The organism is Clostridium chromiireducens, assembly GCF_003575225.1.
GTDB lineage: Bacteria > Bacillota > Clostridia > Clostridiales > Clostridiaceae > Clostridium > Clostridium chromiireducens.
The window spans coordinates 73,446-98,284 of record NZ_QXDJ01000004.1 but is presented as its reverse complement, the minus strand read 5'-3'; the positions used below and the strand labels follow the sequence as shown (position 1 = coordinate 98,284).

The following is a 24,839-nucleotide window of genomic DNA, read 5'->3' as shown; positions in this document are numbered from 1 at the left end:
ATGAAAAGTTAATTAATTAAAGAAAATGAATCAAATAGTTAATTAATGAAAGATTAGTAATAAGAACAGTGAAAATATATTTACAAGGCTCGATGTGCATGATAAAATGAATTAAAGTAAAATATGGTAGCAACGGTGCTAACAATTTGTTATAATTGTTAGCACTTTTTTTGTTCAAAATTTTATGACCAAAGATTTAGGGTAAGCTAATTGTAAAGAACTATTTTCTATATTTAAGAGTGCTATAAATGAGTCATTAAAAAACGATTTAGAATAAAAAATATAGGGTGTAAATTATGAGATTTTAATAATGATAGGGAGGAGTTAGAAAATGGCAGAAGTATATCAAAAGATGGCCGAAAAAATACCTAACATGAGCAAGGCTCAAGAAAAAATAGCAAAATATATATTATCACATCCGAATAGTACACCATTTTTAACTGTTGAAAAACTGGCAAAGCTATCAGGAGTTAGTATTGCAACAGTTACTCGATTTGTTATATTCCTAGGATACAAAGGCTACCCTGAATTCTTGAAAGATACTCAAGAGTCAATGCAGCAACAAGTGTCTAAAGCAGAAAGAATGAAAATGGATTCGGAAAAAGAATTTAGTGAAGAAAGTGAAATTTATAAAATATTTGAAGAGGATTTAAATAATATTAAATCAACTATGGATGACCTCAATGTATATGAACTAAAAAAAGCGGTCGAGCTATTGCTTAAAGCAAAGAGGATTTTTATAGTTTCAAGGAGGAGTTCTTCCGTACTTGGAGCATTTCTGAAATATTATCTTGATTTAATGTTTATTAATGTTAATTTAATTGATAATATTGAACAAATACCAAAGCAAATTAGTGAAATAGATGATGAAGATGTAGTTATCGGAATCGCTTTTGAGAAGTATGCTAGAAGTACAGTAGAAATCTTCACTCATTTAAAGAGAATGGGAGCCACTACTATAGCATTAACTGATAATATGTTATCTCCACTTGTACCATATTCAGATGTAGCATTAACGGCTGTAAGTAAGGGGTCAAAAGATATAGAATCATTCGCAGCACCATTAAGCTTAATCAATGCCTTAATAATATCTATTGAAAAAGAAAAGAAAGATTTCTTTACAAATAATGTTCAGCTATTAGAAGAAGCTTGGAGAAAATTCGATCTATTTATTTAGTTTTTAATAAGTATTCAAATAAAACAAAAGAGGTATCAACATACAGTTGAACCTCAATTTTTAGTTAAAGATTATTAATATAATTTTTTATTTCTAGTGAAAATTCAAACAAGTAAAGAATTTATTAATTAAATTAATTATTAAGAATATTACTAAAATCATTTGGATTAATTATAAGAGTTTTATTGGTATGATAAATGACCATACCTGGCTTTGATCCATTTGGTTTTTTTAATTCCTTTACTTTTGTATAATCTACAGGCAATTTTGATGAATTTTTTCCCTTACTATAATAACCTGCAATTATCGCTGCTTCCTCAAGTGTTTTATCTGGAACATCAAATGCACAAACTATTACATGGGATCCTGGAATATCTTTTGCGTGTAACCAAAGATGGTTTTTATTAGCGAATTTTAAACTTAAGTAATCATTTTGTAAGTTATTTTTCCCAACATATATATCAATTCCATCACTAGAAACAAAATGATGTGGTTTAGAAGCTTTTATTTTGTTAGTGTTTTTAGTATTCTTTCTAAATCGTATGTATCCAGTTTCAGTCAATTCATTTTTTATCTCATCTATTTCATTATAGCTCTCAGCATTAAGTATGTTAGTAAAAACAGAATTTAAATAATTAATTTCATCAGAAGCTTTTTCTAATTGAACCTTTGCGTATTCTTCTGATATCTTAAGTTTATTATATTTTTTATAATAATATTGAATATTCTCAGATGGTGTTTTAGCTGTATCTAAGGAAACTTTTATATATTCCTCTTCACTTTCGTTGTAAAAATTTAATAAGGTACATTCGCTATCACCTTTTTTTATTGTGTAAATATAGGATGTTAAAAGATCACCTTTTATTTTAAAAGATTCCTTTTCAGCACAGTCTTTAAGAGTTTCGTTTAATATTTTTACTTTCTTATTACACCTTTCAATGTTAGTATTAATTAATTTTTGTAAATCAGTTGATTTATTTTGTAACCTATCTTGTTTATCTTTTCTTTCAAAAAAAGCGTCCATTAAAATATTAGGATCTTCATAAGGAATTGAAACATACTCTTTTTCGAGGGTTTGTAATTTTACAGAGTAAAAATCCTTTACGATACCAGTTTGAGTTGTATAGATATTAAATGACATATTGTTGTGTAAGTTACTGTTAAAATCTTTGATGTTTTCATAAATTTCTTCTTGAGTTGGGGAGCTGTTGTCCTTTGTAATGTTATAATATAATTCATTAGACAATAGCATACTTATTCCGGTAAAACAATTAGAATAAAATTTTTGATCGAAAACTACAGAGTTATTACTTATAAAAGAAGATAATTCTTCATAAGAAACAGAAAAAGGATCTAATTTAGTAGATGAAGGAGGATAAACAAAATTAACACCAGGATACAATACTCTATAACTATTTATATCTGGAGTAATGTGTTTTATTGATTCCATAACTTTATTATCTCTATTTCTAAGTAAGGTAATATTGGAATGTCTTCCCATGAGTTCTATTATTAAAGAATACATGCTATCAAAACCAAGTTCATCTCTATTCTCGATTTCAATAATTAAAATCCTATCAGTATCTTTTTGAATTACGTTTGTAATTCGGCCGCCAAGTATATATTTTCTTAAAACCATCAAGTACATTGGAGCCTTTATTGGATTTTCCTTAACACTACTTGTTAAATGTATTCTAGCAAACCGTGGAGATGCAGAAATTAAAAGTTTAATGTTTTTACGTTCTTTTCTTAAAGTTAAAATTATTTCATCTTTTTCTGGTTGATTTATTTTATCTATTTTTGAATCTACAATTGATTCTTGTAAATTACTAACTAAACTGTGTAAGTATATACCATCTAATGCCATGTTATGCCATCCTTTCTTAGTGTAACTAACAATAGTATAACATCATAATTATAGAATTATCAATTGTTAGCCAAATATGAAGAAATAAATTACTGGAAGTTTTAGTGAAAAAAATAATTTTATAGAAGAAGATACTAAGGTTTTTAATATGATGGGAAGATATGCATAAAAAATTACTAAAAAATATAAAAAAATATAAAAAATATATATGGAAAATGGATTAAATAAGTTATAATTTAAACTTGGTGATATTATTATTAATGAATAAGAAAATAAAGCCCAAGGTATGCTGTACTTATAAATATACAAAATAAAAGTTTTACTATTAAACTAAGTAGGAGGAATAGAAATGAATTTTTATAAAATGCAAGGGGCAGGAAATGATTTTGTATTTATTGAAGATTTTAATAATGAGATAGAGGATGAGTGTTTACTTGCAAAGAAACTCTGTGATAGACATTTTGGAATTGGGGCTGATGGATTAGTTATTGTAAGGAAATCAGAGTTAGCTAATGCAAAAATGGTAATAATAAATGCTGATGGATCAAGAGCAAATATGTGTGGAAATGCAATAAGATGTTTTGGTAAATATGTTTATGAACATAATATAGCCAATGGAGATAGATTTTCCGTAGAAACTGGAGATGGAGTTAAGGATATTGAAATTATCCTTGCTAATGAAAAAGTCAGATATGTTAGAGTATATATGGGTAAACCATCATATGATGGACGTGATATACCTTTGAATAATATGGAAAGCATTATAAAGACTGACATTACAGTTGATGATAAAACGTATAATATGACGACTGTACTATTAGGAGTGCCTCACACTATCATTTTTGAGAATGATAAAGAGTATGACGTAATTTTAGATGGATCAAAAATAGAAAAGATTGACTTATTTCGAGAAGGTAGTAACGTCAATTTTGTTAAAATCATTGATGAAACTCATATAAAAGTAGATACATGGGAACGTGGAGCGGGCGCAACACTTGCATGTGGAACTGGATGTAGTGCCTCAGTTGTGGTAGCAAAAAAACTTGGATTAGTACATAAAGATAAAGAAATTTTTGTTAAGTCACCAGGCGGAGAATTAGTAATAGAAGTATTAGGAGACGATGTGTTTATGAAAGGACCAGCAGAAGTGGTCTTTGAGGGGAAATTATCTTTGTAAATAATCATAGAAGAGGGAAGAATAATGAAACTATCTAAAAGAAAGTCGTGGGGAATTTTAGCTTTCATTGTCTTGCCTCTGTTCATATTAGGGTGTTCATCTGAAAAAGGAAAAGAGCCTAGTATAGCAGAGGAGATAAAATTAAATTCAGGGGCAGTACTTAAAAATGAAGATGGAAATTATAAATTATATAATTATGAAAATGGTAAATATGAAAGTACAAAAGATAATGTTGTGATACTAGATTATGATAAAGATACATCAAGTTACGTATATGTGGAAGAAGGAAATAATTTCGTAGTTCATAATGGATATAAGAATGAAATAAAAGATAAAAATCATAGTGAACTTAAATTATCAAAAGGTGGAGAGTATATATCGTATTTTATTGATGACAATGGACTTAAGTTGAAGATATTCGATACAACAAAAGAAAATAAACAAATAGAGATGAAGTCGAATGTATCTATATCCGGCACGCTTTATGATTGGTATGACTCTGATACTTTAGTGTATTATGGTATTAGTGATGATGGGATAAATGGATTATTTACTTACAATATAAAGGAAAATAAGGAAGAATTATTATACAATATAAAAGAAGGATATTTAGCATTCCTAAAAGGAACAGATAATAATGTAATGTTCATACAATTGACTTTAGAGAACAACAAAAAGTTAATGGCAATAGATAAGAAGAAAAAAGATGTAAAATTTTTAAGTGATAGTATAGAAGAATTATCTGACATAATAGTAAGTGACGAAAAAATATATTTTACTGGAAGAGTTTCAGGTAATGTAAATTCATTATACGAACTTAGAGATAACAAACCCAAAAGGTTAGTGTTTGATTTTCCGGCAATTGTTAAAATTGAAAAGGGCATTGCTATAGATGAAAATAATAATATTTTATTTATAGGAACTAATAGTTTAAATGATAAACAGGAACAAATATATACATATTCAAAAGATGGAAGTATAAGTTTAGTTACAAAAAATTCAACAGATTATGTATTCATAGAATACAATACTTAATTAAAGAAGAGGATAATCATGTAGTTAATGCATGATTATCCTCTTTTGGGTTTATGTTAATAAAGTTAAACGGTTATATATTTTTTTGAATTTTGTATTAAGGGATTTCAAGTACTAAATTACTAAAAAGTGAAAAAGTTTACTGTACATGAATAAATATTAGTTTTTACGTCTAGACTTTTTCTATAAACAAATTTCTATATTAAGAGGTGATCCTAAAATTAAAGAGTACAAGATTGAAGATGTGGATTTAAAGATAGCTAAAAGCTTGAAAAGAGAAATATGTGAAAAGTACAAGATTGTTCCTATTGGGGAGGATGCTAACAGCATAATTGTTTTGTCCATCGAGGATTCTCAAGAAGCAAATGATTATTTAAAATTTATTTACAATAAAAATGTAAGAGTTGTAAAAATTGAAGAAAGTAATTACGAACATTTGAAGAACATAATTTTTGGTGAAGAAAATAGAGATTTACAAGATGTAATAATTTTTAATGCAATTGATAAGAAAGCGAGTGATATTCATTTTGAGCCTCAAGGAAATTGTATTTATGTTAGATATAGGATTAATGGGAGTTTAGTTGTAGTTCATAAAATTGATTTCAATGAATATACAAGCTTAGTATCAAGGATAAAGATTAAAGCCAATATGGACATAACTGAAAAGAGGAGACCTCAAGATGGAAAAATAATAGTTGACTATAATGATTTGAAATATGATTTAAGGATATCATCTATACCAGTAGTATATGGTGAAAAATTAGTAATAAGAATTCTATATTGTGAAAATCTTAGTTATAGATTAGAAGATTTGGGGTTTTCTGAAGGTCAAATTAAGATAATAAGAAAAATAATATCTTTGAAGAATGGATTGATTTTAACTTGTGGGCCGACTGGATCTGGAAAAAGTACAACGCTCTATACAATTTTAAATGAGATAGATTCAAAATCTCTAAATATTACGACTCTTGAAGACCCAGTTGAAATCGTAATGCCTAATATTAACCAAATGAGCTTAAATAAAAAGTTGAATATAGATTTTTCAAATGGGCTCAGGAGTATATTAAGACAAGATCCGGATGTAATTATGATTGGAGAGATTAGAGATGAAGAGACCGCAAACATGGCAGTTCGCGCATCGATTACAGGTCATAAGGTATATAGTACAATTCATTGTAAATCTGCTAGGGAAGCGTATATAAGACTAGAAAACATGGGAATAAAACCCTATCTTATAAGTGATGCTTTAGTTGGCATTATCTCACAAAGATTGGTAAAGATATTATGTGATAAATGTAAAACTGTAGATTACGAGAACACTGTAAATACTAAAATAGTATATAGGAAATGTGGATGTAAAGCATGCAATTATTCTGGGTATTCAAGTAGGGAAATAGTAAGTGCAGTTTACTTTTTGCAAGAGGAAGAAAAAAAGAAGATTGATGAGTTGTATATGGATAGAAATTATTTGTCAAACATTAATATGAAATATGATTTAGAGCGACTATTATGTGAAGGAAAAATATCTCAAATTGATTTTGAAGAATTTATTGAGGGAGAAGGGCTAAATGCATAATAAAAGAAATGGGCAAAGTCAAGATAAAGAATATGAACGTTATACAAATTCTTATGACAGTTTTAAAAATAAAAAGAACAGTGGTTTAAGAATAGGATTTTTAATTAAAAATAAGGTCGATGAGAGACAGTTATCATTAGTGGCAGGAAGTTTAGCTCAGATTTATAAAGATGGAATATCTATAACTTCTGCAATAGAATTAGTTGCTGATGTCTTGTCCAATAAAATATATAAAAGCAGCTTAGTAAACATACTGGATAGTGTAAAAAAAGGAAAATCCCTATCACAGGCATTTGCAGAATACAAGGAATTATATCCTGAGTTTTTTACGGGGATAATTTCTATCGGCGAAAATACGGGGAAATTATATGAGGTATTAATAGGTTTGAAGGTTTATTATGATAAATCTACTTTTATTAAAAGGGAAATTAGGAATGCAAGTGCTTACCCACTATTCATTCTCTTATCAATGATAGTTCTTGGAATATTTCTGATAAGTATAATTGTTCCAAACTTTTGCGAGATATATAAATCGATGAATATTGAATTGCCAGCAAACTGCAAATTTGTATATGGTATTTATAATATAGTAAAAAGCAATTTGATATTTATATCAATATCAGCAATCTCTTGGATAATAGCAATAATTATTTTCTTAAAGTGTTTTTTAAAACAATTAAATGCAGAGAAATTTATTAAAATAAAGATTGTAAAATTAGTTTTTGAATATATCATGATCCTACTTTTCTCTATAATAACAAGTACAGGAATAAATATTTCATATTCACTTGAGTATTGTGAGAAAAGTATAAATATCAATTTTTTAAAAAGTAAAATAAAAGAAATTAATACATGCATTTTGGGAGGGAGTACATTAACAGAATCGTTAGAGAAAACAGGTATTTTTTCTAAATATACTATAGCGATAGTGAGATTAAGGGAGGAGAGCGGAACAATTGAAGAAGGATTTAAGGAATTATCAAATAATTTAGAATATAATTTGAATGAACAAATAAAAAAATACCTAAGACTTATTAGTCCTACCTTTGTAATAATAATGGCTAGTTTTATTGCATTTTTTCTTGCAGATTTTATTTTACCGTTATTTGGTAGCTTGAAAAGTGGAATTAGATAATGAAAAAAAGAGGCTTTACTTTGTTAGAAACAATAATATGTATATTTATTTTAATTATATTATTTGGTATAGGAATATCATTAAGTAAATGGAGTAGTAATTTATATCTTGGTATAAATTACACAGAGTATACTTATGAAATACAAAATTTACTGTCATATGGAAAAGCTATTTGTAGAGAAAAAAATAAGTATGGTAAAGTTACTATAAAAGCAAATAAAAATGAAATTCGCTTTATCGAAGGATGGGATGCAATAGAAAAGATTATTAATCTACCTGAAGGTATTCAGATAATTAGTGAGGATATTAGTGTGCTGGTTACTCCTGAAGGTAAGATATCCAAAGGTTGTACAATAAAAATTAAAGATAAGAATGGTGATAGACAAGATATAACAATTGGTGTCGGAGTTGATTTTATTGTTATTAAGAATGGTGCGATTTGATGAAGAAACAAGGCAGTATAATTGTTGAAGCTATAGCTTCAATCATGATTTTATCATTAACTACAACATTTATTGTTAGTGCTTGTATGCAAAACTCCAAGATTTTAAAAGAGAGGATTCTTTGTGAAGAAGCGAATAGAGCCGTAGCTAATTTAATAAATGAATTTAAATATAATATATCATCTGAGGAAATAGAGAAAATGTTAGAGAATGGACAAATAGGATTTAGGTATAATAGAGATTTTTCGACAAAGTTACTTAGTAGTAATGTAGAAAATCTCGAAAATGGAGAGGAGATTTGGATAAGTAAAGTTAGTGATGAGGAAATTGGTCTAAAATTAAAAATAGTTGCTAATATTAGAAACGATGAGATTGAAACAAGCATTGAGAAAGAATTTACTAAAAGTTGGTGGATGGATGAAATACAAAGATAATAATAAAAATAGAAAAACGAAAGCATTCACTATTATAGAATCTTTAGTATATATTTTTTTGACAACTGTAATTTTACTTGAAGGAATTGATATATTTGTATCAATGTATAAGAATTATATAGAAATAACTCAATTGACTATTAAGTACAATAACTATCAAAATTTTTTTATAAACCTTGATAACATTATTTCAGAAGGTGGGCTTCAAAAAATAATTGTAGATAAAAATTATGTTACATTTTCAAATGATAATAAATCTAATAATTTAGATAAAACTATTAAGTCTTATGATGGTAAGATTCTTGTTAAATATACAAGAAATAATGTTACTCAAACAATAAATACCATGCTAGAAGATATTGATAGACTTGAAATAAGGAAAAAGGGAAATTTAATATATTTTAGAATATATGATAAAGATGGGAAGGAATTCATTAGATGCATATAAAAAAGGAAGGCACCGTTTTGATTAGTGCTATAGTAATTTTATCGTTAATGAGCCTTCTAGGAAGTTTTATGTATAATATGATACGAAATAATGTTGAGTTATGTAATTTATACTCATTCGATAAAGATATTTACGATATAAGTAAGAGTGAAGAAGAAATTCTTTTCAATTACATGAAAAATATAAATAGGGAAATAAAAGAAAATGTGAAAGATTCCATTGATGGAGAAAGTAACAGCATAGAATTATTTTCGGAAGATTTTGAAAGAAAAATTGATAACAGTACACTAAAATACTATAAAAGTAATAATAAATTATTTCTAATCACAAAGAATTTAAACAATGTTATTAGAACAAGAGAGATTATATATAATTTTGAGAATGATACAGCAATATTAATTCCAACATATAGCTTTCAAGATAGTAATGAATAAAGTTATCAAATGTGGTGATTATATAAATATATTTCGCTTCGAGGGGAAAGTTTTGAATGAAAAAATCTATAGTTCTTATTAAAAGAAATTCATTTATATTGGAGGGAGAGGAGTATAATTTTGATAAAATTAATGAAATTAAATGTATTATAAAAAATAATATCAAAATAATAGTACTTGAGGAGGAGCTTTGTGTGAAGCAGTTTATTTATAAAATTAGGAAACGTAAAATATACGATTTCATAATTTTAAAAATTGCTAGTGATTTTCCACAGAATGGTGATCTATTATACGACTATATGCTGACTAAGAAGAATAAGGTCATTTCTATATATTCTATACGAGGTGCTAAAAGAATTGGTAAATTAGTGGAAGGTGCAAAAAATATTGAAATAAAACCTATTCAATTTTTAATAAAGGAAATTTTGGTTAGTATTTTAAAAAATAAGAATTTCACTGCTAAGATTTTGATGAAATATAATGAAGTGTATTATTATATTTCATTTAAAGAAGGTTTATTCAATTATGGGTTCGTAGAGATAACGCAAAGCTTGGTTTTAGATAAAATACTGATTTGTAATGAATATGGGGATATGTATGTAGATGAAGAATCAGTAAATATTATATCTTCTGAAAATAAAATAAATCCATTTAAAATAAATATAAAGGAATTGATAAATGAAAAAATATTTGAAAAACAAAGATTTTATTCCTGAGGATTTTTATAAAGTAAATGAATTAAGTATAAATAGAAATGAAAGAAATATGATAGCTATATTAACAATTATAAATTTATGTTTTTTTCCTTTTACTTCAGAAAGTATGATGAATATTCACAAAAAAAATAACGCAAATATAGTTGAGACTAAAAATATAAAACAGAAAATAACTAGTATAGATAATATTAATACGTGGATAGAGTGTGTGATTGAGAGTGACATTAAAGAAGCATATATAACAATGAATGAAGGGGAAATATTAGTTGATAATTTTGATGAAATTAATAAATTAAGCTCTAATAAACTGATTAGAATTAATGATATAAACTTAAATAGCGATAACAGATATAAGCTAGGAGTAAGCCTTGATGAGTAAAATATTAAAAAATATTGTAGCATTTATTTTGGGTGCTGTAGTTTTTGTACAAATTTATTGCATAAATATAAAGAAAAATGAGAAGAATATTAAAGTATATAATACACTAGATAATACTCAAAAACATAAGGCTTTAAATGAACTTTATGAAGAATTAAGTTGTATAGAAGAAAAGGATATTATCGCTGCAAATAAACGAGATAACGTATGGTATTTAAAAATAAAAATAAGTGGCAATAAAGAAGAGTTATTGAATGATATATCAAAATTAAGAAATTATGATATTAGTGACTATGAGATAAGTAAGAAAGAAGATAAATGCAATATTGTACTAGAAATTAGTGCTAAAGAAAGCATATAATACATAAGAAAAATATAAAATTTACTGGAAAGTAATCAGAAATAATTGCAATTATTATAGTCTTTTGATAAAATATGAGTGTTATGTCAACGATTAAGTGAAATTGCTTAATGTTTGAAGATAAGTTACGGTGTAATTATTTTTATAAATTTGGAGGGATATTTAATGATAACAGCAGGAGATATAAGAAAAGGAACAACTTTTGAATCGGATGGACAAGTATTTACAGTAGTAGAATTTTTACATGTTAAACCAGGAAAAGGTGCAGCATTCGTTAGAACTAAACTTAGAAATGTAATTTCAGGTGGAGTTACAGATACAACATTTAACCCAACTACAAAATTACAAGAAGCAGTAATTGAAAGAAAGGAAATGCAATATCTTTATTCAGATGGAGAGTTATATTACTTCATGGATCAAGAAACATATGAGCAAATTCCTTTAAATTATGAAAAAGTTGAAGATGCAATAAAGTTCTTAAAAGAAAACATGTTTGCAACAATTAAATTCTTCAAAGGAGATGCTTTCTCAGTAGAGGCTCCAAACTTTGTTGAATTATTAATCACAGAATCTGAACCAGGTGTTAAAGGAAATACTACAACTAATGCAATGAAGCCAGCTACACTTGAAACAGGTGCAATAGTAAATGTTCCTATGTTTGTTAATGAAGGTGACGTTATAAGAGTAGACACTAGAACTGGCGATTATATGGAAAGAGTTTAGGACAATACATAGGTTGCTAAGCATAAAGCTTAGCAACTTTATTTATATTTAAATTCAATAATTTTTTAAAGAAAGAAAAGGAAGTGAAGAGATATGGAAGAGCTTAGAAAAGAGATTGAAAATCTAAAGAATAATTTATCTAAAATAGAAAGTGGCGAATATAAAGAATGTTTTAGTAATGTGTTCGCTGTATTAGAAATTATGAATCAAAAGATAGAGGAATTAACTATAAATCAAGAAACAATTGAAGAAAATATTAGATTTATGGATGATGATTTAACTAATATTCAAGATGAATTATTTGAAGAATTATCTATTGATGAATTAAATGACATGGAAGATGAATATACCGAGATAAATTGCTCTCATTGTAGTAAACCAATTTTTATTGAGCAATCTACACTAAGCAATAATGATGAAATTCCATGTCCATATTGTCATAAGAACATTAAGGAAAAATAATTTATTATTTATTTATAAAAATATTGTGAATAGGTTATTTGTAGTTTGAAAATAATAGAAAAAGTTTATCTCCTGAGTATATAATCAATAATCAGCCTAACATATAGTGCTGTGAATAACTAATTTTTTAAAAAGACTATCCTAAATTAAATTTAAGATAGTCTTTTTTATTTTACATATTTTTATAATTATCAGTAATATTTCAGCTACATGATAAATATTAATTAAATAAGAGAACGATAGAGGAGGCAGTGAGAGTTTTGAAAGATGAAGAAGAGATCATAGGGATCTTTCCACTTAAAATAAGCAATATACTTAAGGATAGACTTTATAAAGAACAAATTTATGAACTTAGAATAAAGGTTGGAAAGCCAATTTTAGTTTATTCAAAGAGTGGAGAAAGTATTATAAATTATATTCCAACCAAAGAAGATATGAAAAGTGTAATGCAAAAGATATCAAATTACTCATTATATGCTTATGAAGAAGATATTCGTCAAGGCTTCATAACTATAAAAGGTGGACATAGAATAGGAATAGCAGGTGAATGTGTTATGGAAAAAGGAGAGGTAAAGACTATACGAAACATATCATCTGTAAACATACGAATATGTAGAGAAATTATAGGATGTTCAGATAAAGTTATGAAATATATAACATCAAATCATAGAATATATAACACAATAATTATTTCACCACCTAAGTGTGGGAAAACGACAATTTTAAGAGATATCGCCAGAAATATTTCTAATGGAATCTCATCATTGGGGGTATATGGGAAAAAAGTAGTTGTAGTTGATGAAAGAAGTGAAATAGGAGCATGTTACTTTGGTATTCCTCAGAGTGATTTAGGTATAAGAACAGATGTATTGGATAATTGTTTAAAAAGGGAAGGTCTTATCATGGCAATTAGAAGTCTATCACCAGAGGTTTTAATTTGTGATGAAATTGCAACTAAAGGAGATATAGAAGCTCTCATGATGGCTTTTAATTCTGGAGTTAATATAATAACAACGATTCATGGATTTACAATTGAGGATCTATACAAAAGAAAAGTTTTTTGTGATTTGCTTGATAATTATATTCTAGAAAGAGTGATAATTTTAAGCAGTAGAAATGGTGTTGGAACTATAGAAAATGTGTATAGCCTAAAAGGAGGTGAATATATGTGCTTAAGTTGATATTTGGAATTTTAATATTTCTTGTAAGCACTTATTTGGGCTTTGCATATGGAGAAACGTTTAGAAAAAGGCAAAATCAACTTAAAGAGATTTTAAAAGCGTTAACAATTCTTGAAAATGAAATTGTGTATGGAACGACACCGCTTCCAGAAGCATTAGGAAATCTTTCTTGCAAGGTTAGTGAACCTTTGAATAAATTTATTAGTGCAATAAGTGATAGGCTTACTAAAGGTGATGTTGAAAGTGTATACGAAGGAGCTATAGAGGAATTTGAAGTATTACGAAATGAATTTTATTTATGTGATGATGATAAAAAGATTATTGGAGATTTTTTTAAATCTCTTGGAGAGTCAGGGGTTTATGGACAAGAAAAAATATTTTTTTTAGCAATTGAAGGGATAAAGATGAATTTAAATGATGCAGATGATAATGCTAAAAAAAATATAAAGCTTTATAGGTATCTTGGAATATGCCTTGGAACTATGATAATAATTTTTTTAATTTAGTTATGGAAAACAATTTAAGAATGTAAATAGTATTTTTATAGATTGGAGGAAGATGAATGCATGATATAAGTATTCTTTTTAAAATTGGTGGAGCTGGCATACTTCTAGTGGTATTAGACAAGGTATTAACAAGCAGTGGGAAAGGTGAAATAGCTGCTATCACTAATATTGCAGGAGTAGTAATAATTCTTCTTATGATAGTTTCGATTATTGGAGATTTATTTAGTACTGTGAAAACAATGTTTATAATGTAGGTGCTTTAGTTATGTTAATAATTAAAATTGTAGGATTGGCCTTCATTGCATTATTCTTGATTTTGATATTTCGCCATCTTAATTCAAGTCTGCCTACGTTTATAGGTTTAGCTGCAGGAACTTTAATCCTATTAATTATGATAGAGCCATTAAAAGAAGTGATTGATTTTATTAGAGATATTACAGAGAGAGCAAATATTGATACAATTTACATTGGAATAGTATTAAAAATTCTAGCAATTGCTTATATAGCATCTTTCTCAAGTGCTTTATGTAAGGATGCGAATGCCGATAGCTTGGCAGCGCAAATTGATCTATCAGGCAAAATAATGATTTTAGTGCTAGCTATTCCAATACTTATGGCAGTATTAAATTCAATATTGCAAATAATGTAGGTGTTTAGTATGAAGATGATAAAAAGAGTTACTTTAGTATTAACAATGAGTCTAGTATTTAATTTATTAATTACTATAGTTCCAAGTTGTAGAAACTTATTATTTGATAAGGTTTATGCAATAGAGAATCAAGATAAAAATAATGAGGGAGCAATTGGAAAAATAAATATTAATAATGAATCAAGGGATCAACATACGGAAGATAAATTAAGTATAGATGAATTAGGTGGGAGTGCTAAAAAAGAAATAGATTCTTTATATGAATATATTAGTAAAATGAAAACCGATGTGGAGTTAATGGATAAATTAGATCCAGTTGAATATATTAAAGCATATCTAAAAGAGGGAAAGGGAAATCTTTCAATTGATGCTCTTTTAAATGCAGTAATAAGCATGATATTTAAAGAGGTAAAAAGTGTTTTAAAACTTGTGGTGTCTATAGTTACAATAGCAATAATATGTTCACTTTTGAAAAATCTTCAAGATGCATTTTCAGATGAGAGTATATCCCAAGTCGCCTTTTACGCCTGTTATGCTTTAATAATAATAGTATTATCAAAGAGTTTCATAATATCAATTTCGGTTGCGAAAGATGTAATAGCAAACATTTCGGATTTTATGAGCGCTCTTTTGCCGGTATTAGTAACTATGATTACTCTTGCTGGGGGAATTACACAGGCTACTACATTAGATCCAATTGTTCTTGGAGCAGTTGTGTTTATACCAAAGCTATATTCAAATATTATAATTCCAATGATACTAATGGGATTTGTTCTAGAATTTGCAAACAATATATCGTCTCAACATAAAATAACTAATTTGTGTAAGTTGTTTAAACAAGTTACCATATGGTTTCAAGGGATAATAGTTACAATTTTTATAGGTCTTTTAACTATTCGTGGGATTACATCGACAACTATAGATGCAGTCACACTAAAGACAGCAAAATTTGCAGTGGATAATTTTATTCCTATAGTTGGAAAAGCCTTTTCAGATGCAATTGCATCTGTTGCAGGATATTCATTAATAATAAAAAATGCAATAAGCTCTATAGGATTGGTTGTAATAATATTGATACTCATTCATCCGCTTATTAAGCTTGTATTAATTACTTTCATATATAAATTATCCGCAGCAATAGTTGAACCGATAAGCGACCCAAGAATAACTAAATCATTAGAGGCGGCTGGAACTTCTATGGTACTTATTATGTCATGTGTTTTAACTGTGACTTTAATGTTTTTTATATTAATTGGTATAATGGCATCTTCTGGAAGGTTTATAGTTGGAGGATAAAAAAATTATGTTTATAGAAAATCTAAAAAGTATTGTTACAACATTAGTGACTGTTCTTATCTTTATAAGTGCGGTGGAGCTTATATCGCCCAGTAATAAAATGAAAAAATATATTAGATTTGTCCTAGGATTAATACTAATAACTGTAATTTTAAATCCAATACTACAATTTGTATCCAATGGAGATAAATCAGTTTTAGAAAGCATTAAAAAATATGAGGAGGTATTTTCAAAAAATGAGAATAATCTTGAAGTAAATAACTCAGATGAAATTAATAATAATCAAAATATGGGTGATAACAGAAAAAAAGCATTTATAAATAATTTCAATAAAAATTGTGATAATTTACTCAAAAGCAAATTTAAAGATATGAATTTTAAAAGTGAAGTTGATTGTGATATTAATTTTACTGACGTAACTTTAAATGTTAAAAAGCTAAAGATAGGTGTAAACGACAGTAGGGTCAAAAAGATAAAAAAGATAGTAATAAACAAAGATGTTAATGTAAATATGAATGAAGATGATGAAGAGTACATTGAAGTAAAAGATTACTTAAGTAATGAGTTAGATATTCCAAAGGAAAAAATCGAAGTGTATCAATTAGATGAATAGGAGGTATAAATTATGGATAAAGATAAGCTAAAAAACGAGCTCAATAAAATATTAGGTCAAAAACCATTAAAGAATTTAATGGCTGTATGCTTGGTTTTAGCATTTATTCTACTTGCCATGAATGTTTTATCACCAAGCAGCGGTAAAAGTTTAGTCAGTACTAAGCTATCACAAACTACAACTAGTCAAGAAAATGTGGATAAGGCTACAACTGTCAATCAGGTAGAGGCAAAGGATTATGAAGAAAAACAAAAGACGGATTTAAAAAATATATTGAAAAAAATGAATGGAGTTGGTGACGTTGAAGTAATGATGTCTTTTGAAAATGGAGAAGAAAAGGTTCCAGCATATGATAAGAATACTCAGAAATCAACCACAGAAGAAACCGATAATGAAGGAGGAAAAAGAATAAATAATCAAGATACAGATACATCCAAAATTGTTATGTCGACTACAGATGGTAATAATGAACCATTTATATTAAAGACATATAGGCCTAAAGTTATTGGAGTAATAATACTTGCAGAAGGAGCTGAAAATAGCAAAATAAAATATGAAATTGAACAAGCGGTATCTAAATTATATAACTTAAGTTTAGATAAGGTTAATGTATATAGCATGAGTAAGTAGCATATAATTTTATAGATAAAGAATGGGAGGAAGATTATTATGACAAAGAAACAATGTGGGATTATATTTACATTATTAGCATTAATATTATGTGTAGGGATGCTAGCAGCAAAACTTAACAATGGGGGATTAAATGATCCAACAGATTTAAGTCAAGTCTTATCAGCAGATAAAAACGAACAAGATACTGAGGCATTAAATCAACAAAATTATTTCTATCAATCTAGAAGTGAAAGAGAGCAACAAGATTCAGTAACAATTCAAACTTTAAATTCAATCATTTCAGATGCAAATATATCAAAGGAAAAGAAGGATGAAGCTACAAAAGAATTAACTCAAAAAACAATTGCGAAAGATAATGAAGGCAGAATAGAACTAAGTATTAAAAATAAAGGATATGAAGATGCTTTATGTATGTTACAAGGAAATAAGGCAACAGTAATTGTTAAGTCACAAAATAGTTTACAAGAAAGTGAAACTGTAGCTATTCAAGAAATAGTTCAAAATGTATCAAAAATAAAAGATGTAATAATACAAGTGGAAAAATAACATAAAAGCCATATTATATTTGTAATGTTAAATTATATTTGATATAATAAACACAAGATTAGCATGTTTTGTTATTACAAAACCTAGGAGGTTAAAGTAACATGGAAGATTTAATAAGAGAAGACAATATTGGAGTAGTTAAAATTTCAGATGAAGTAGTAAGTGTTATTGCTGGTATTGCTGCTCAAGAAATTGATGGAATTTTAGATGGTCAAATGGGAGTTGCTAGCAACTTAACAAATATATTTAAAGGTAAGAAAAGTACTGCTAAAGCTAGTAAAGTAACACTAGAAGAAGATAGAGCAATTATAGATATGAATGTATCCGTTGAATATGGAAAAAAAATAATGGATGTAGTAGCACAGGTGCAAGATAATGTTAAGAAAACCGTTGAAGCTATGACAGGATTATATGTTGAAGCAGTTAACATTTATGTTCAAAATGTATATTTGCCTAAAAAGGAAGAAAGTGAATCTATCTAGTTTGATTTTCACCCTCTGAAACTTTCAGAGGGTGTTTCTATGTGAATATAAGCAAATAGATTTATACTTTAATAATACTAAGGTTTAAAACAAAACAAAAATGTGTATAATTATAAATGTACATAATTAACTATGATACATATTTAGGAGGACTATATGAATAGAAAATTATCAAGGGAAAAAACTATGGAGTTATTATTTGGCATAACTTTAAGTAAGGATACAATTGAAGAGGCAATAGAGTCATTTGTGGAAAATTATGAAGGTGATATAAAAGAAATAGATTTGACATATGTAAAACAAGCCTTAATAGGGTTTGATAATCATAAAGAAGAAATTGATAAAATAATTGAGAGTAATTTACATAATTGGAAGATAGAAAGAATATCTAAAGTTAATTTAAGCATATTGAGATTAGCTACATATGAATTATTATATGATGAATCTGTTCCTAGAGGAGTTGCAATTAACGAAGCGTTAGAAATTACTAGAAGATATTCAGATGAAAAAAGCGTAGCGTTTATAAACGGAGTATTAGATAAGATTAAAGAAAATTAATTTATGGCAGGTGTTTAAAATGGGGCAAATTATAAACGGTAAAGAAGTGGCATTAAAAGTAAAAGAAGATATAAAAAGTTTTGTTGATGATAGAAAAGAAAAAAAACTTAAAATACCTAAAATAGCATCAATTTTAGTTGGTAATGATGGTGGTTCTATTTATTATATGAATAGTCAGGAAAAAGTAGCTAATTCTCTTGGAGTTGAATTTGTTAAAGTAACTTTACCTGAGGTATGTGATGATATAGATGTGATATCTGAGATTCATAAACTAAATGAAGATGATGGTGTGCAAGGAATTATTCTTCAATTACCCCTTCCAGTAAAATTTAATGAAAAGAAAATAATTAGGGAAATATCTCCTAATAAAGATATTGATTGTCTTACATTTGAAAGTCAAGGAAAGTTATATATGGGGGAACCTAAATTTTTACCATGCACCCCAAATTCTGTGGTAACATTAATTAAAAGTTTAAATATAGATATTGTGGGTAAGAATGTGGTGGTTCTTGGAAGAAGTAATATAGTTGGGAAACCTGTAGCGCAACTTTTATTAAATGAAAATGCGACGGTTACAATATGTCATTCAAAAACTAAGAATCTTAAAGAAGTTTGTAAAGGTGCAGATATTTTAGTTGTAGCTATTGGTAAACCTAAATTTATTGATGAATCTTATGTTAACGAAAATACCATAGTAATAGACGTTGGAACATCATCTTTTGAAGGGAAAATAACTGGAGATGTAGATTTTGATAAAGTAATTGAAAAATGCAAGTTATTAACCCCTGTTCCTGGTGGAGTAGGAGCACTAACAACAACACTTTTAATAAAGAATGCATGTGAGGCTTTAAAGGAAAATGAATATTAAAACTTTAACGGTATCCGAAGTTACAAACTATATCAAAAGAATGTTAGACAATGATTTTATTTTAAGTAATCTCTCTGTAAAAGGGGAGATTTCTAATTTAAAATATCACAGCAGTGGTCATATTTATTTCACACTGAAAGATAATAATGGAAGAATAAATTGTGTGATGTTTAAAAGTAATGCAGTCTTGTTGGACTTTTCTCTTGAAGAAGGAATGGAAATAATCATCAAAGGAAGAGCATCTATATATCCTGCAACTGGGAGTTTCCAACTTTATTGTGATGAAATAAGAAAAGAAGGATTAGGAGAATTATTTATTAAATTTGAAAAGCTTAAAGAGAAGTTGTCTAAAGCGGGATATTTTGATGAGGATCATAAAAAAACATTGCCGAAGAATCCTGAAAGAATAGGAATAGTTACATCTCCAACAGGTGCAGCTATTAGAGATATTATCAATGTTGCAACTAGAAGAAGCAGTCTCGTTGATCTGGTGCTCTATCCAGCAAAAGTTCAAGGAATAGGTGCATACAAAGAAATAATAAATGGAATTAATTATTTTAATAAGCAAAAGTCAGTAGATGTAATAATTGTAGGTAGAGGTGGTGGATCTATCGAAGAATTATGGAATTTCAATGAAGAGGAATTAGCAAAAGTTATTTTTAATTCGAAAATACCTATAATTTCTGCAGTGGGACATGAAATAGATTTTACAATTTGTGACTTTGTTGCAGATATTAGAGCTGCAACTCCATCTCAAGGTGCAGAAATTGCAGTTCCATTAAGCGAAGATATAAGGAAGAGGCTTTATGATGCATCAAGAATTTTAGATAAAAAGATAAATGATAATTTTAATAGATATAAAAGGGAATTGCTGGGAGCTGAAAGGCTTTTAAAAATTCATTCTCCAATAACTAAAATATCTAATTCATACTTGGAATTAGATAAACTTCATGTAAGATTAAATTATGTGATTAAAACAAAAATGATTAGAGAAAAAAATAAAATTGAAAGTCTAAATAATTTACTTCTTGCCCATAATCCAATTAAAGTTATTTCTAAAGGATATGCTATAATAGAGGATGATGAAAAAAATATAATTACATCGAAGGAACAATTGAAAGAAACAGTGAATTTAAATATTATTCTTAAGGATGGGAAAGTGAAAGGTGATTTTATACCATCAAATGATATTAAGTGAAAAAAAGATTTAAATTAAGATTAATGATTTAATTTAAATTGAGTAATTATTTTTATTTAATAATTATATGACAATTTAGTATCTTATTGAATATGATGTAAAGAAATTAATTAACATTTTTCAATTTATTTAAAACAAGGAGTTTAAGATATGGCTAAAAAAGAAAGTTATGAGGAAATGTTAACTAAACTTCAAGATATACTTAGTAATTTAGAGACAGATGATTTGAATTTGGAAGAATCAATGAAATCTTATGAAGATGGAGTTAAACTTATAAATAAAATTTACAAAGTTCTCAATTCATATGAAGCAAAAATTTCGATAATCAAGGAAGAGAATGAAGTGGAGTTTAGTGAAAATAATGAAGATAGATAATCTAAAAAAAGAAATTAATGAATATTTAGAAAATTATTTTAAGAATAAAGGAACATACAATAAAATCATATATGATTCATGTAGTTATAGCTTAAATATCGGAGGGAAAAGGATTCGTCCCATATTATTAGCTTTAACTTATTATATATATAAGGAAGACTATAAAAAGATAATGCCTATGGCGGCTGCTATCGAAATGATACATACATACTCTTTAATTCATGATGACCTGCCTTGCATGGATAATGATGATTTAAGAAGAGGTCAGCCCACAAATCATGTTAAATTTAAAGAAAATATTGCCGTTCTCGCAGGAGATGCATTACTAAATGAAGCCATGATACTTATGATGAATTATGCATTGGGTAATAGTGGAAATTCACTAAGAGCAGCTTATGAAATAGCTGTCGCGGCTGGAGCTGAAGGGATGATAGGAGGTCAAGTTGTTGACATAATATCAGAAGGTGAAGAAATATCAAAAGATCAATTAGAATACATGCATTCAAAAAAAACTGGTGAGCTTATTAAAGCATCAATTCTTGCGGGAGGTATTTTAGCTAATGCACCTGCAAAGGATTTAAGATCGTTAGAGGAATATGGAAGTAAATTAGGGATGGTATTCCAAATTAAAGATGATATTTTGGATGTTGTTGGAGATAAAAATGTGTTAGGCAAAAATACACATGCTGATGAAGAACGTAATAAAACAAATTTCATATCAGTTTTTGGGTTAGAAAAGTGTATCGAACTATGTAAATCATTAACGGAAGACTGTATAAATATACTCAAAAACTTAAGCGTTAATGCTGAATGCTTGGTTGAATTGACATATACTCTTTTAAATAGAGAAAATTAATAAAGGGACTGATTATTATGAAGTTGTTAGATAAATTAAACTTCCCAGAAGATTTAAAAAAGCTTAATGAAAATGATTTTAAAGTTTTAAGTGATGAAATTAGAGAATTCTTAATAGATAGTGTTTCTAAAACAGGAGGACATTTAGCGTCCAACTTAGGTGTGGTAGAATTAACATTAAGTTTATTTAAGGCTTTTAACTTTGATGAAGATAAAATTGTTTGGGATGTAGGTCATCAAAGTTATATTTATAAGATTTTAACTGGGAGAAAAGATGGGTTCAAAAAACTTAGACAGCATAATGGACTCAGTGGATTTCCTAAGAGAAATGAAAGTAAATATGATTATTTTGATACAGGACATAGTAGTACATCTATTTCAGCAGCTTTAGGGATTGCAAGAGCGAGAGATTTGAATAAAGAAAAATATAGTGTAATTTCTGTAATAGGTGATGGTGCCCTAACAGGAGGAATGGCCCTTGAGGCTTTAAATGATGTAGGATTTAGAAAAACAAATTTAATCATAATTCTAAATGATAACCAAATGTCAATTTCACGAAATGTAGGAGGTCTTTCTAGGTATTTAAATAAACTCAGAATAGCACCTCGATATAATAAGCTAAAAACTGATATTCACGCATCCTTAGAAAATTCAGATTTAGGAAAAAATATAGCAGGAAAAATATCTAGAGTTAAAGATAGCATAAAGCAATTAGTAGTACCCTCAATGCTTTTTGAAAATATGGGAGTGAAATATATTGGTCCAATTGATGGCCATGATATAAATGTAATGACTGAAGTTTTTATAAAAGCTAAAGAAGTTAGTGGACCAGTAATAATACATGTTCTAACTCAAAAAGGAAAAGGTTATGCTTTAGCCGAGGAAAGTCCTAGTAAGTATCATGCAGTTGGTAAGTTTGATCTAGAAAGTGGGGAATTAAACGTATCTCCTCAAAATAGTTACTCAAAAGCGTTTGGTAAAGCATTAACAAACCTTGGGGCGGAAGACGAAAAAATAGTAGCTATTACTGCGGCAATGCCAGAAGGAACAGGACTTAGATGTTTTTCACAAAAGTATAAAGATAGATTTTTTGATGTAGGTATAGCAGAAGAGCATGCTGTAACTTTAGCGGCAGGAATGGCTAGCAATGGATTAAAGCCTGTTTTTGCTGTATATTCAACTTTCTTACAAAGGGCGTTTGATCAAGTACTTCACGATGTTTGCATTCAAAATCTTCCAGTTGTGTTTGCAATAGATAGAGCAGGAATAGTTGGGGAAGACGGTGAAACACATCAAGGTATTAATGACTTATCATATTTATCAATGATTCCCAATATACATATTGTGACTCCAAAGTGCTTAGAAGAGGTCGAAGTATTGTTAAAATGGGCGTTAAATAGGAATGCACCAGTAGCTATTAGATATCCACGTGGTGGAAACATAATAAATACACTTTCTCCAATCAAAGAAGTAGTAGAAGGTAAATGGGAGATCTTGAGTGAAGGCTCTAAAGTATGTATTATTTCAACTGGCAAAATGGTTCAACACGCAATGCTTGCAAAGGATATATTATATGAAAAGGGATTAAATCCAACAATAGTAAATGCAACATTCATCAAACCAATTGATAAAGATTTACTAGAAAAAATTAAAAAAGAAGGATATAATATTTTAACAATAGAAGATAATATCTTAAAAGGTGGATTAGGTTCGGCAATAAAAAATTACTTAAGTGATATTGATTATAAAGGAACTGTTAGGTCACTTGGTTATAATGATGAATTTATTCCTCAAGGAAATGTAGATGTTTTATATAAAGAATACAAATTAGATTGCGAAAACATAAGTAAGGCTGTTATAAAGCTTTATGATTAAAAGGAGAAACAAATGGCAGAAAAAAAGGAAAGACTTGATTTACTTTTAGTTGAAAAGGGCATAATTACTTCTAGGGAAAAAGCGAAAGCATGTATAATGGAGGGGAAAGTTTATGTTGATGGCCAAAAAGTAGATAAAGCAGGTGAAAAAGTAAGTTTTAGTGCTGATATAGAATATAGAGGAGAAACTCTTAAGTATGTTAGTAGAGGCGGACTTAAATTAGAAAAAGCTATGAACTCATATGATATTTCATTAGAAAATAAAGTTTGTATGGATATAGGAGCATCTACAGGTGGTTTTACTGACTGTATGCTTCAAAATGGAGCTGCTAAAGTTTTTTCTGTAGATGTTGGTTATGGACAGTTTGCATGGAAGTTAAGGACTGATGATCGAGTAGTTTGCATGGAAAGAACAAACATTAGGTATGTTAAATTGGAGGATATAGGAGAGCCTTTGGATTTTGCTTCAATAGATGTGTCTTTTATATCATTAAAAAAGATAATGCCAGCAACTTTGAATCTATTAAAAGGCAGCGGTGAAGTTGTAGCACTTATAAAACCTCAATTTGAAGCAGGTCGTGAAAAGGTTGGTAAAAAAGGTGTTGTAAGAGAAATAAGTACTCATAAAGAAGTAGTTCATGATATTGTTAATTTTCTAATTCAACAAGAATTAAATATTTTGGGAGTAGGTTATTCCCCAATTAAAGGACCAGAGGGGAATAGGGAATATTTGGTCTATTTTACGAAAGATAAGAATAAAGAAAGTGATTTTAGATTAGAAGATATAGATATAGTAGTAGAAGAATCACACGTAGAAATTTAACTTCTTTGGAGGAGC

31 protein-coding genes are annotated in these 24,839 nt (G+C 28.0%); 30 read left to right on the top strand and 1 reads right to left on the bottom strand.

Features of this window, described 5'->3' with window-relative positions:
- Positions 1 to 331: 331 nt before the first annotated feature.
- Positions 332 to 1,177, top strand: a complete 846-nt coding sequence (locus tag D2A34_RS16315; protein WP_079440063.1) for a MurR/RpiR family transcriptional regulator — start codon at positions 332 to 334, stop codon at positions 1,175 to 1,177.
- Positions 1,178 to 1,310: 133 nt separating this feature from the next.
- Here the strand turns inward: D2A34_RS16315 and D2A34_RS16310 are convergent, their stop codons facing one another.
- Positions 1,311 to 3,044: an Rqc2 family fibronectin-binding protein gene (locus D2A34_RS16310; protein ID WP_119367333.1), complete on the bottom strand. Its 1,734-nt coding sequence runs from the start codon at positions 3,042 to 3,044 to the stop codon at positions 1,311 to 1,313.
- Between the two features lie 349 nt (positions 3,045 to 3,393).
- On the opposite strand from D2A34_RS16310, the gene dapF reads away from it, so the two are divergent.
- The 29 genes from dapF to D2A34_RS16165 all read left to right on the top strand — a co-directional run bounded on the left by dapF (position 3,394) and on the right by D2A34_RS16165 (position 24,824).
- Complete coding sequence (gene dapF, locus D2A34_RS16305) at positions 3,394 to 4,221, top strand: diaminopimelate epimerase (RefSeq protein ID WP_119367332.1); 828 nt, start codon at positions 3,394 to 3,396, stop codon at positions 4,219 to 4,221.
- Between the two features lie 24 nt (positions 4,222 to 4,245).
- Positions 4,246 to 5,256, top strand: a complete 1,011-nt coding sequence (locus tag D2A34_RS16300) for a hypothetical protein (RefSeq protein ID WP_079440060.1) — start codon at positions 4,246 to 4,248, stop codon at positions 5,254 to 5,256.
- Between the two features lie 244 nt (positions 5,257 to 5,500).
- Complete coding sequence (locus tag D2A34_RS16295) at positions 5,501 to 6,832, top strand: GspE/PulE family protein (protein WP_119367331.1); 1,332 nt, start codon at positions 5,501 to 5,503, stop codon at positions 6,830 to 6,832.
- Positions 6,825 to 7,967: a type II secretion system F family protein gene (locus D2A34_RS16290; protein ID WP_079440059.1), complete on the top strand. Its 1,143-nt coding sequence runs from the start codon at positions 6,825 to 6,827 to the stop codon at positions 7,965 to 7,967. The genes D2A34_RS16295 and D2A34_RS16290 overlap by 8 nt, the downstream gene beginning before the upstream one ends.
- Positions 7,967 to 8,410 carry a prepilin-type N-terminal cleavage/methylation domain-containing protein gene (locus D2A34_RS16285; protein WP_119367330.1) on the top strand — a complete coding sequence of 148 codons (444 nt, stop codon included), beginning with the start codon at positions 7,967 to 7,969 and terminating at the stop codon, positions 8,408 to 8,410. Before D2A34_RS16290 ends, D2A34_RS16285 begins: the two co-directional genes overlap by 1 nt.
- Positions 8,410 to 8,844: a hypothetical protein gene (locus D2A34_RS16280; protein ID WP_079440057.1), complete on the top strand. Its 435-nt coding sequence runs from the start codon at positions 8,410 to 8,412 to the stop codon at positions 8,842 to 8,844. The genes D2A34_RS16285 and D2A34_RS16280 overlap by 1 nt, the downstream gene beginning before the upstream one ends.
- Positions 8,777 to 9,292: a ComGF family competence protein gene (locus tag D2A34_RS16275; RefSeq protein WP_242966022.1), complete on the top strand. Its 516-nt coding sequence runs from the start codon at positions 8,777 to 8,779 to the stop codon at positions 9,290 to 9,292. Before D2A34_RS16280 ends, D2A34_RS16275 begins: the two co-directional genes overlap by 68 nt.
- Complete coding sequence (locus D2A34_RS16270) at positions 9,283 to 9,726, top strand: hypothetical protein (RefSeq protein WP_079440055.1); 444 nt, start codon at positions 9,283 to 9,285, stop codon at positions 9,724 to 9,726. The genes D2A34_RS16275 and D2A34_RS16270 overlap by 10 nt, the downstream gene beginning before the upstream one ends.
- A gap of 56 nt (positions 9,727 to 9,782) precedes the next feature.
- Complete coding sequence (locus D2A34_RS16265; RefSeq protein WP_119367329.1) at positions 9,783 to 10,442, top strand: hypothetical protein; 660 nt, start codon at positions 9,783 to 9,785, stop codon at positions 10,440 to 10,442.
- On the top strand, positions 10,405 to 10,821 hold the full coding sequence (locus tag D2A34_RS16260; protein ID WP_119367328.1) for a hypothetical protein: 417 nt from the start codon (positions 10,405 to 10,407) through the stop codon (positions 10,819 to 10,821). The genes D2A34_RS16265 and D2A34_RS16260 overlap by 38 nt, the downstream gene beginning before the upstream one ends.
- The gene (locus D2A34_RS16255) at positions 10,814 to 11,182 is read left to right on the top strand and encodes a hypothetical protein (RefSeq protein WP_079439536.1); all 369 of its coding nucleotides are present in this window, start codon (positions 10,814 to 10,816) and stop codon (positions 11,180 to 11,182) included. Before D2A34_RS16260 ends, D2A34_RS16255 begins: the two co-directional genes overlap by 8 nt.
- Before the next feature lie 165 nt (positions 11,183 to 11,347).
- Positions 11,348 to 11,905 carry an elongation factor P gene (gene efp / locus D2A34_RS16250; protein ID WP_079439535.1) on the top strand — a complete coding sequence of 186 codons (558 nt, stop codon included), beginning with the start codon at positions 11,348 to 11,350 and terminating at the stop codon, positions 11,903 to 11,905.
- A gap of 93 nt (positions 11,906 to 11,998) precedes the next feature.
- Positions 11,999 to 12,367: a CD1247 N-terminal domain-containing protein gene (locus D2A34_RS16245; RefSeq protein ID WP_079439534.1), complete on the top strand. Its 369-nt coding sequence runs from the start codon at positions 11,999 to 12,001 to the stop codon at positions 12,365 to 12,367.
- A 260-nt stretch (positions 12,368 to 12,627) separates the two neighbouring features.
- A complete protein-coding gene (spoIIIAA, locus tag D2A34_RS16240; protein ID WP_079439533.1) occupies positions 12,628 to 13,548 on the top strand; it encodes a stage III sporulation protein AA in 921 nt (306 codons plus the stop codon).
- Entirely contained in the window at positions 13,536 to 14,054 is a 519-nt protein-coding gene (gene spoIIIAB, locus D2A34_RS16235) for a stage III sporulation protein SpoIIIAB (RefSeq protein ID WP_079439532.1), read from the top strand. Before spoIIIAA ends, spoIIIAB begins: the two co-directional genes overlap by 13 nt.
- Positions 14,055 to 14,110: 56 nt before the next feature.
- Entirely contained in the window at positions 14,111 to 14,308 is a 198-nt protein-coding gene (gene spoIIIAC, locus D2A34_RS16230; RefSeq protein WP_079439531.1) for a stage III sporulation protein AC, read from the top strand.
- Between the two features lie 11 nt (positions 14,309 to 14,319).
- A complete protein-coding gene (spoIIIAD, locus tag D2A34_RS16225; RefSeq protein WP_079439530.1) occupies positions 14,320 to 14,703 on the top strand; it encodes a stage III sporulation protein AD in 384 nt (127 codons plus the stop codon).
- A gap of 9 nt (positions 14,704 to 14,712) precedes the next feature.
- Positions 14,713 to 15,999, top strand: coding sequence for a stage III sporulation protein AE (gene spoIIIAE, locus D2A34_RS16220; protein ID WP_119367327.1), 1,287 nt, complete (start codon positions 14,713 to 14,715; stop codon positions 15,997 to 15,999).
- A 7-nt stretch (positions 16,000 to 16,006) separates the two neighbouring features.
- A complete protein-coding gene (gene spoIIIAF, locus D2A34_RS16215) occupies positions 16,007 to 16,612 on the top strand; it encodes a stage III sporulation protein AF (RefSeq protein ID WP_119367326.1) in 606 nt (201 codons plus the stop codon).
- 12 nt (positions 16,613 to 16,624) lie between these two features.
- On the top strand, positions 16,625 to 17,242 hold the full coding sequence (gene spoIIIAG, locus D2A34_RS16210) for a stage III sporulation protein AG (RefSeq protein WP_079439527.1): 618 nt from the start codon (positions 16,625 to 16,627) through the stop codon (positions 17,240 to 17,242).
- A gap of 39 nt (positions 17,243 to 17,281) precedes the next feature.
- Positions 17,282 to 17,791 (top strand): SpoIIIAH-like family protein, encoded by a 510-nt coding sequence (locus D2A34_RS16205; protein WP_079439526.1) that lies wholly within the window; start codon positions 17,282 to 17,284, stop codon positions 17,789 to 17,791.
- A 101-nt stretch (positions 17,792 to 17,892) separates the two neighbouring features.
- Positions 17,893 to 18,273 carry an Asp23/Gls24 family envelope stress response protein gene (locus tag D2A34_RS16200; protein WP_079439525.1) on the top strand — a complete coding sequence of 127 codons (381 nt, stop codon included), beginning with the start codon at positions 17,893 to 17,895 and terminating at the stop codon, positions 18,271 to 18,273.
- 156 nt (positions 18,274 to 18,429) lie between these two features.
- Positions 18,430 to 18,831, top strand: coding sequence for a transcription antitermination factor NusB (gene nusB / locus D2A34_RS16195; RefSeq protein ID WP_079439524.1), 402 nt, complete (start codon positions 18,430 to 18,432; stop codon positions 18,829 to 18,831).
- 19 nt (positions 18,832 to 18,850) lie between these two features.
- The gene (locus tag D2A34_RS16190; RefSeq protein ID WP_079439523.1) at positions 18,851 to 19,699 is read left to right on the top strand and encodes a bifunctional methylenetetrahydrofolate dehydrogenase/methenyltetrahydrofolate cyclohydrolase; all 849 of its coding nucleotides are present in this window, start codon (positions 18,851 to 18,853) and stop codon (positions 19,697 to 19,699) included.
- Positions 19,689 to 20,897 (top strand): exodeoxyribonuclease VII large subunit, encoded by a 1,209-nt coding sequence (gene xseA, locus D2A34_RS16185; protein ID WP_119367325.1) that lies wholly within the window; start codon positions 19,689 to 19,691, stop codon positions 20,895 to 20,897. The genes D2A34_RS16190 and xseA overlap by 11 nt, the downstream gene beginning before the upstream one ends.
- A 150-nt stretch (positions 20,898 to 21,047) precedes the next feature.
- Positions 21,048 to 21,272 carry an exodeoxyribonuclease VII small subunit gene (locus tag D2A34_RS16180; protein ID WP_079439521.1) on the top strand — a complete coding sequence of 75 codons (225 nt, stop codon included), beginning with the start codon at positions 21,048 to 21,050 and terminating at the stop codon, positions 21,270 to 21,272.
- On the top strand, positions 21,259 to 22,128 hold the full coding sequence (locus D2A34_RS16175) for a polyprenyl synthetase family protein (protein WP_079439520.1): 870 nt from the start codon (positions 21,259 to 21,261) through the stop codon (positions 22,126 to 22,128). The genes D2A34_RS16180 and D2A34_RS16175 overlap by 14 nt, the downstream gene beginning before the upstream one ends.
- Positions 22,129 to 22,145: 17 nt before the next feature.
- On the top strand, positions 22,146 to 24,002 hold the full coding sequence (dxs, locus tag D2A34_RS16170) for a 1-deoxy-D-xylulose-5-phosphate synthase (protein WP_079439519.1): 1,857 nt from the start codon (positions 22,146 to 22,148) through the stop codon (positions 24,000 to 24,002).
- 12 nt (positions 24,003 to 24,014) lie between these two features.
- The gene (locus D2A34_RS16165; RefSeq protein WP_079439518.1) at positions 24,015 to 24,824 is read left to right on the top strand and encodes a TlyA family RNA methyltransferase; all 810 of its coding nucleotides are present in this window, start codon (positions 24,015 to 24,017) and stop codon (positions 24,822 to 24,824) included.
- Positions 24,825 to 24,839: the final 15 nt, after the last annotated feature.

What these genes read in the sequence shown, in the direction of transcription:
- D2A34_RS16270 (WP_079440055.1), top strand. Translation starts at nt 9,283, where the DNA reads ATGCATATAAAAAAGGAAGGCACCGTTTTGATTAGTGCTATAGTAATT.
- spoIIIAE (WP_119367327.1), top strand. Translation starts at nt 14,713, where the DNA reads ATGAAGATGATAAAAAGAGTTACTTTAGTATTAACAATGAGTCTAGTA.
- D2A34_RS16260 (WP_119367328.1), top strand. Translation starts at nt 10,405, where the DNA reads ATGAAAAAATATTTGAAAAACAAAGATTTTATTCCTGAGGATTTTTAT.
- D2A34_RS16315 (WP_079440063.1), top strand. Translation starts at nt 332, where the DNA reads ATGGCAGAAGTATATCAAAAGATGGCCGAAAAAATACCTAACATGAGC.
- D2A34_RS16190 (WP_079439523.1), top strand. Translation starts at nt 18,851, where the DNA reads ATGGGGCAAATTATAAACGGTAAAGAAGTGGCATTAAAAGTAAAAGAA.
- nusB (WP_079439524.1), top strand. Translation starts at nt 18,430, where the DNA reads ATGAATAGAAAATTATCAAGGGAAAAAACTATGGAGTTATTATTTGGC.
- spoIIIAG (WP_079439527.1), top strand. Translation starts at nt 16,625, where the DNA reads ATGGATAAAGATAAGCTAAAAAACGAGCTCAATAAAATATTAGGTCAA.
- D2A34_RS16175 (WP_079439520.1), top strand. Translation starts at nt 21,259, where the DNA reads ATGAAGATAGATAATCTAAAAAAAGAAATTAATGAATATTTAGAAAAT.
- D2A34_RS16200 (WP_079439525.1), top strand. Translation starts at nt 17,893, where the DNA reads ATGGAAGATTTAATAAGAGAAGACAATATTGGAGTAGTTAAAATTTCA.
- D2A34_RS16300 (WP_079440060.1), top strand. Translation starts at nt 4,246, where the DNA reads ATGAAACTATCTAAAAGAAAGTCGTGGGGAATTTTAGCTTTCATTGTC.
- dapF (WP_119367332.1), top strand. Translation starts at nt 3,394, where the DNA reads ATGAATTTTTATAAAATGCAAGGGGCAGGAAATGATTTTGTATTTATT.
- spoIIIAC (WP_079439531.1), top strand. Translation starts at nt 14,111, where the DNA reads ATGCATGATATAAGTATTCTTTTTAAAATTGGTGGAGCTGGCATACTT.
- D2A34_RS16165 (WP_079439518.1), top strand. Translation starts at nt 24,015, where the DNA reads ATGGCAGAAAAAAAGGAAAGACTTGATTTACTTTTAGTTGAAAAGGGC.
- D2A34_RS16290 (WP_079440059.1), top strand. Translation starts at nt 6,825, where the DNA reads ATGCATAATAAAAGAAATGGGCAAAGTCAAGATAAAGAATATGAACGT.
- xseA (WP_119367325.1), top strand. Translation starts at nt 19,689, where the DNA reads ATGAATATTAAAACTTTAACGGTATCCGAAGTTACAAACTATATCAAA.
- D2A34_RS16265 (WP_119367329.1), top strand. Translation starts at nt 9,783, where the DNA reads ATGAAAAAATCTATAGTTCTTATTAAAAGAAATTCATTTATATTGGAG.
- spoIIIAD (WP_079439530.1), top strand. Translation starts at nt 14,320, where the DNA reads ATGTTAATAATTAAAATTGTAGGATTGGCCTTCATTGCATTATTCTTG.
- spoIIIAF (WP_119367326.1), top strand. Translation starts at nt 16,007, where the DNA reads ATGTTTATAGAAAATCTAAAAAGTATTGTTACAACATTAGTGACTGTT.
- D2A34_RS16245 (WP_079439534.1), top strand. Translation starts at nt 11,999, where the DNA reads ATGGAAGAGCTTAGAAAAGAGATTGAAAATCTAAAGAATAATTTATCT.
- efp (WP_079439535.1), top strand. Translation starts at nt 11,348, where the DNA reads ATGATAACAGCAGGAGATATAAGAAAAGGAACAACTTTTGAATCGGAT.
- D2A34_RS16205 (WP_079439526.1), top strand. Translation starts at nt 17,282, where the DNA reads ATGACAAAGAAACAATGTGGGATTATATTTACATTATTAGCATTAATA.
- D2A34_RS16275 (WP_242966022.1), top strand. Translation starts at nt 8,777, where the DNA reads ATGAGATTGAAACAAGCATTGAGAAAGAATTTACTAAAAGTTGGTGGA.
- dxs (WP_079439519.1), top strand. Translation starts at nt 22,146, where the DNA reads ATGAAGTTGTTAGATAAATTAAACTTCCCAGAAGATTTAAAAAAGCTT.
- D2A34_RS16255 (WP_079439536.1), top strand. Translation starts at nt 10,814, where the DNA reads ATGAGTAAAATATTAAAAAATATTGTAGCATTTATTTTGGGTGCTGTA.
- D2A34_RS16285 (WP_119367330.1), top strand. Translation starts at nt 7,967, where the DNA reads ATGAAAAAAAGAGGCTTTACTTTGTTAGAAACAATAATATGTATATTT.
- D2A34_RS16180 (WP_079439521.1), top strand. Translation starts at nt 21,048, where the DNA reads ATGGCTAAAAAAGAAAGTTATGAGGAAATGTTAACTAAACTTCAAGAT.
- D2A34_RS16280 (WP_079440057.1), top strand. Translation starts at nt 8,410, where the DNA reads ATGAAGAAACAAGGCAGTATAATTGTTGAAGCTATAGCTTCAATCATG.
- D2A34_RS16310 (WP_119367333.1), bottom strand. Translation starts at nt 3,044, where the DNA reads ATGGCATTAGATGGTATATACTTACACAGTTTAGTTAGTAATTTACAA.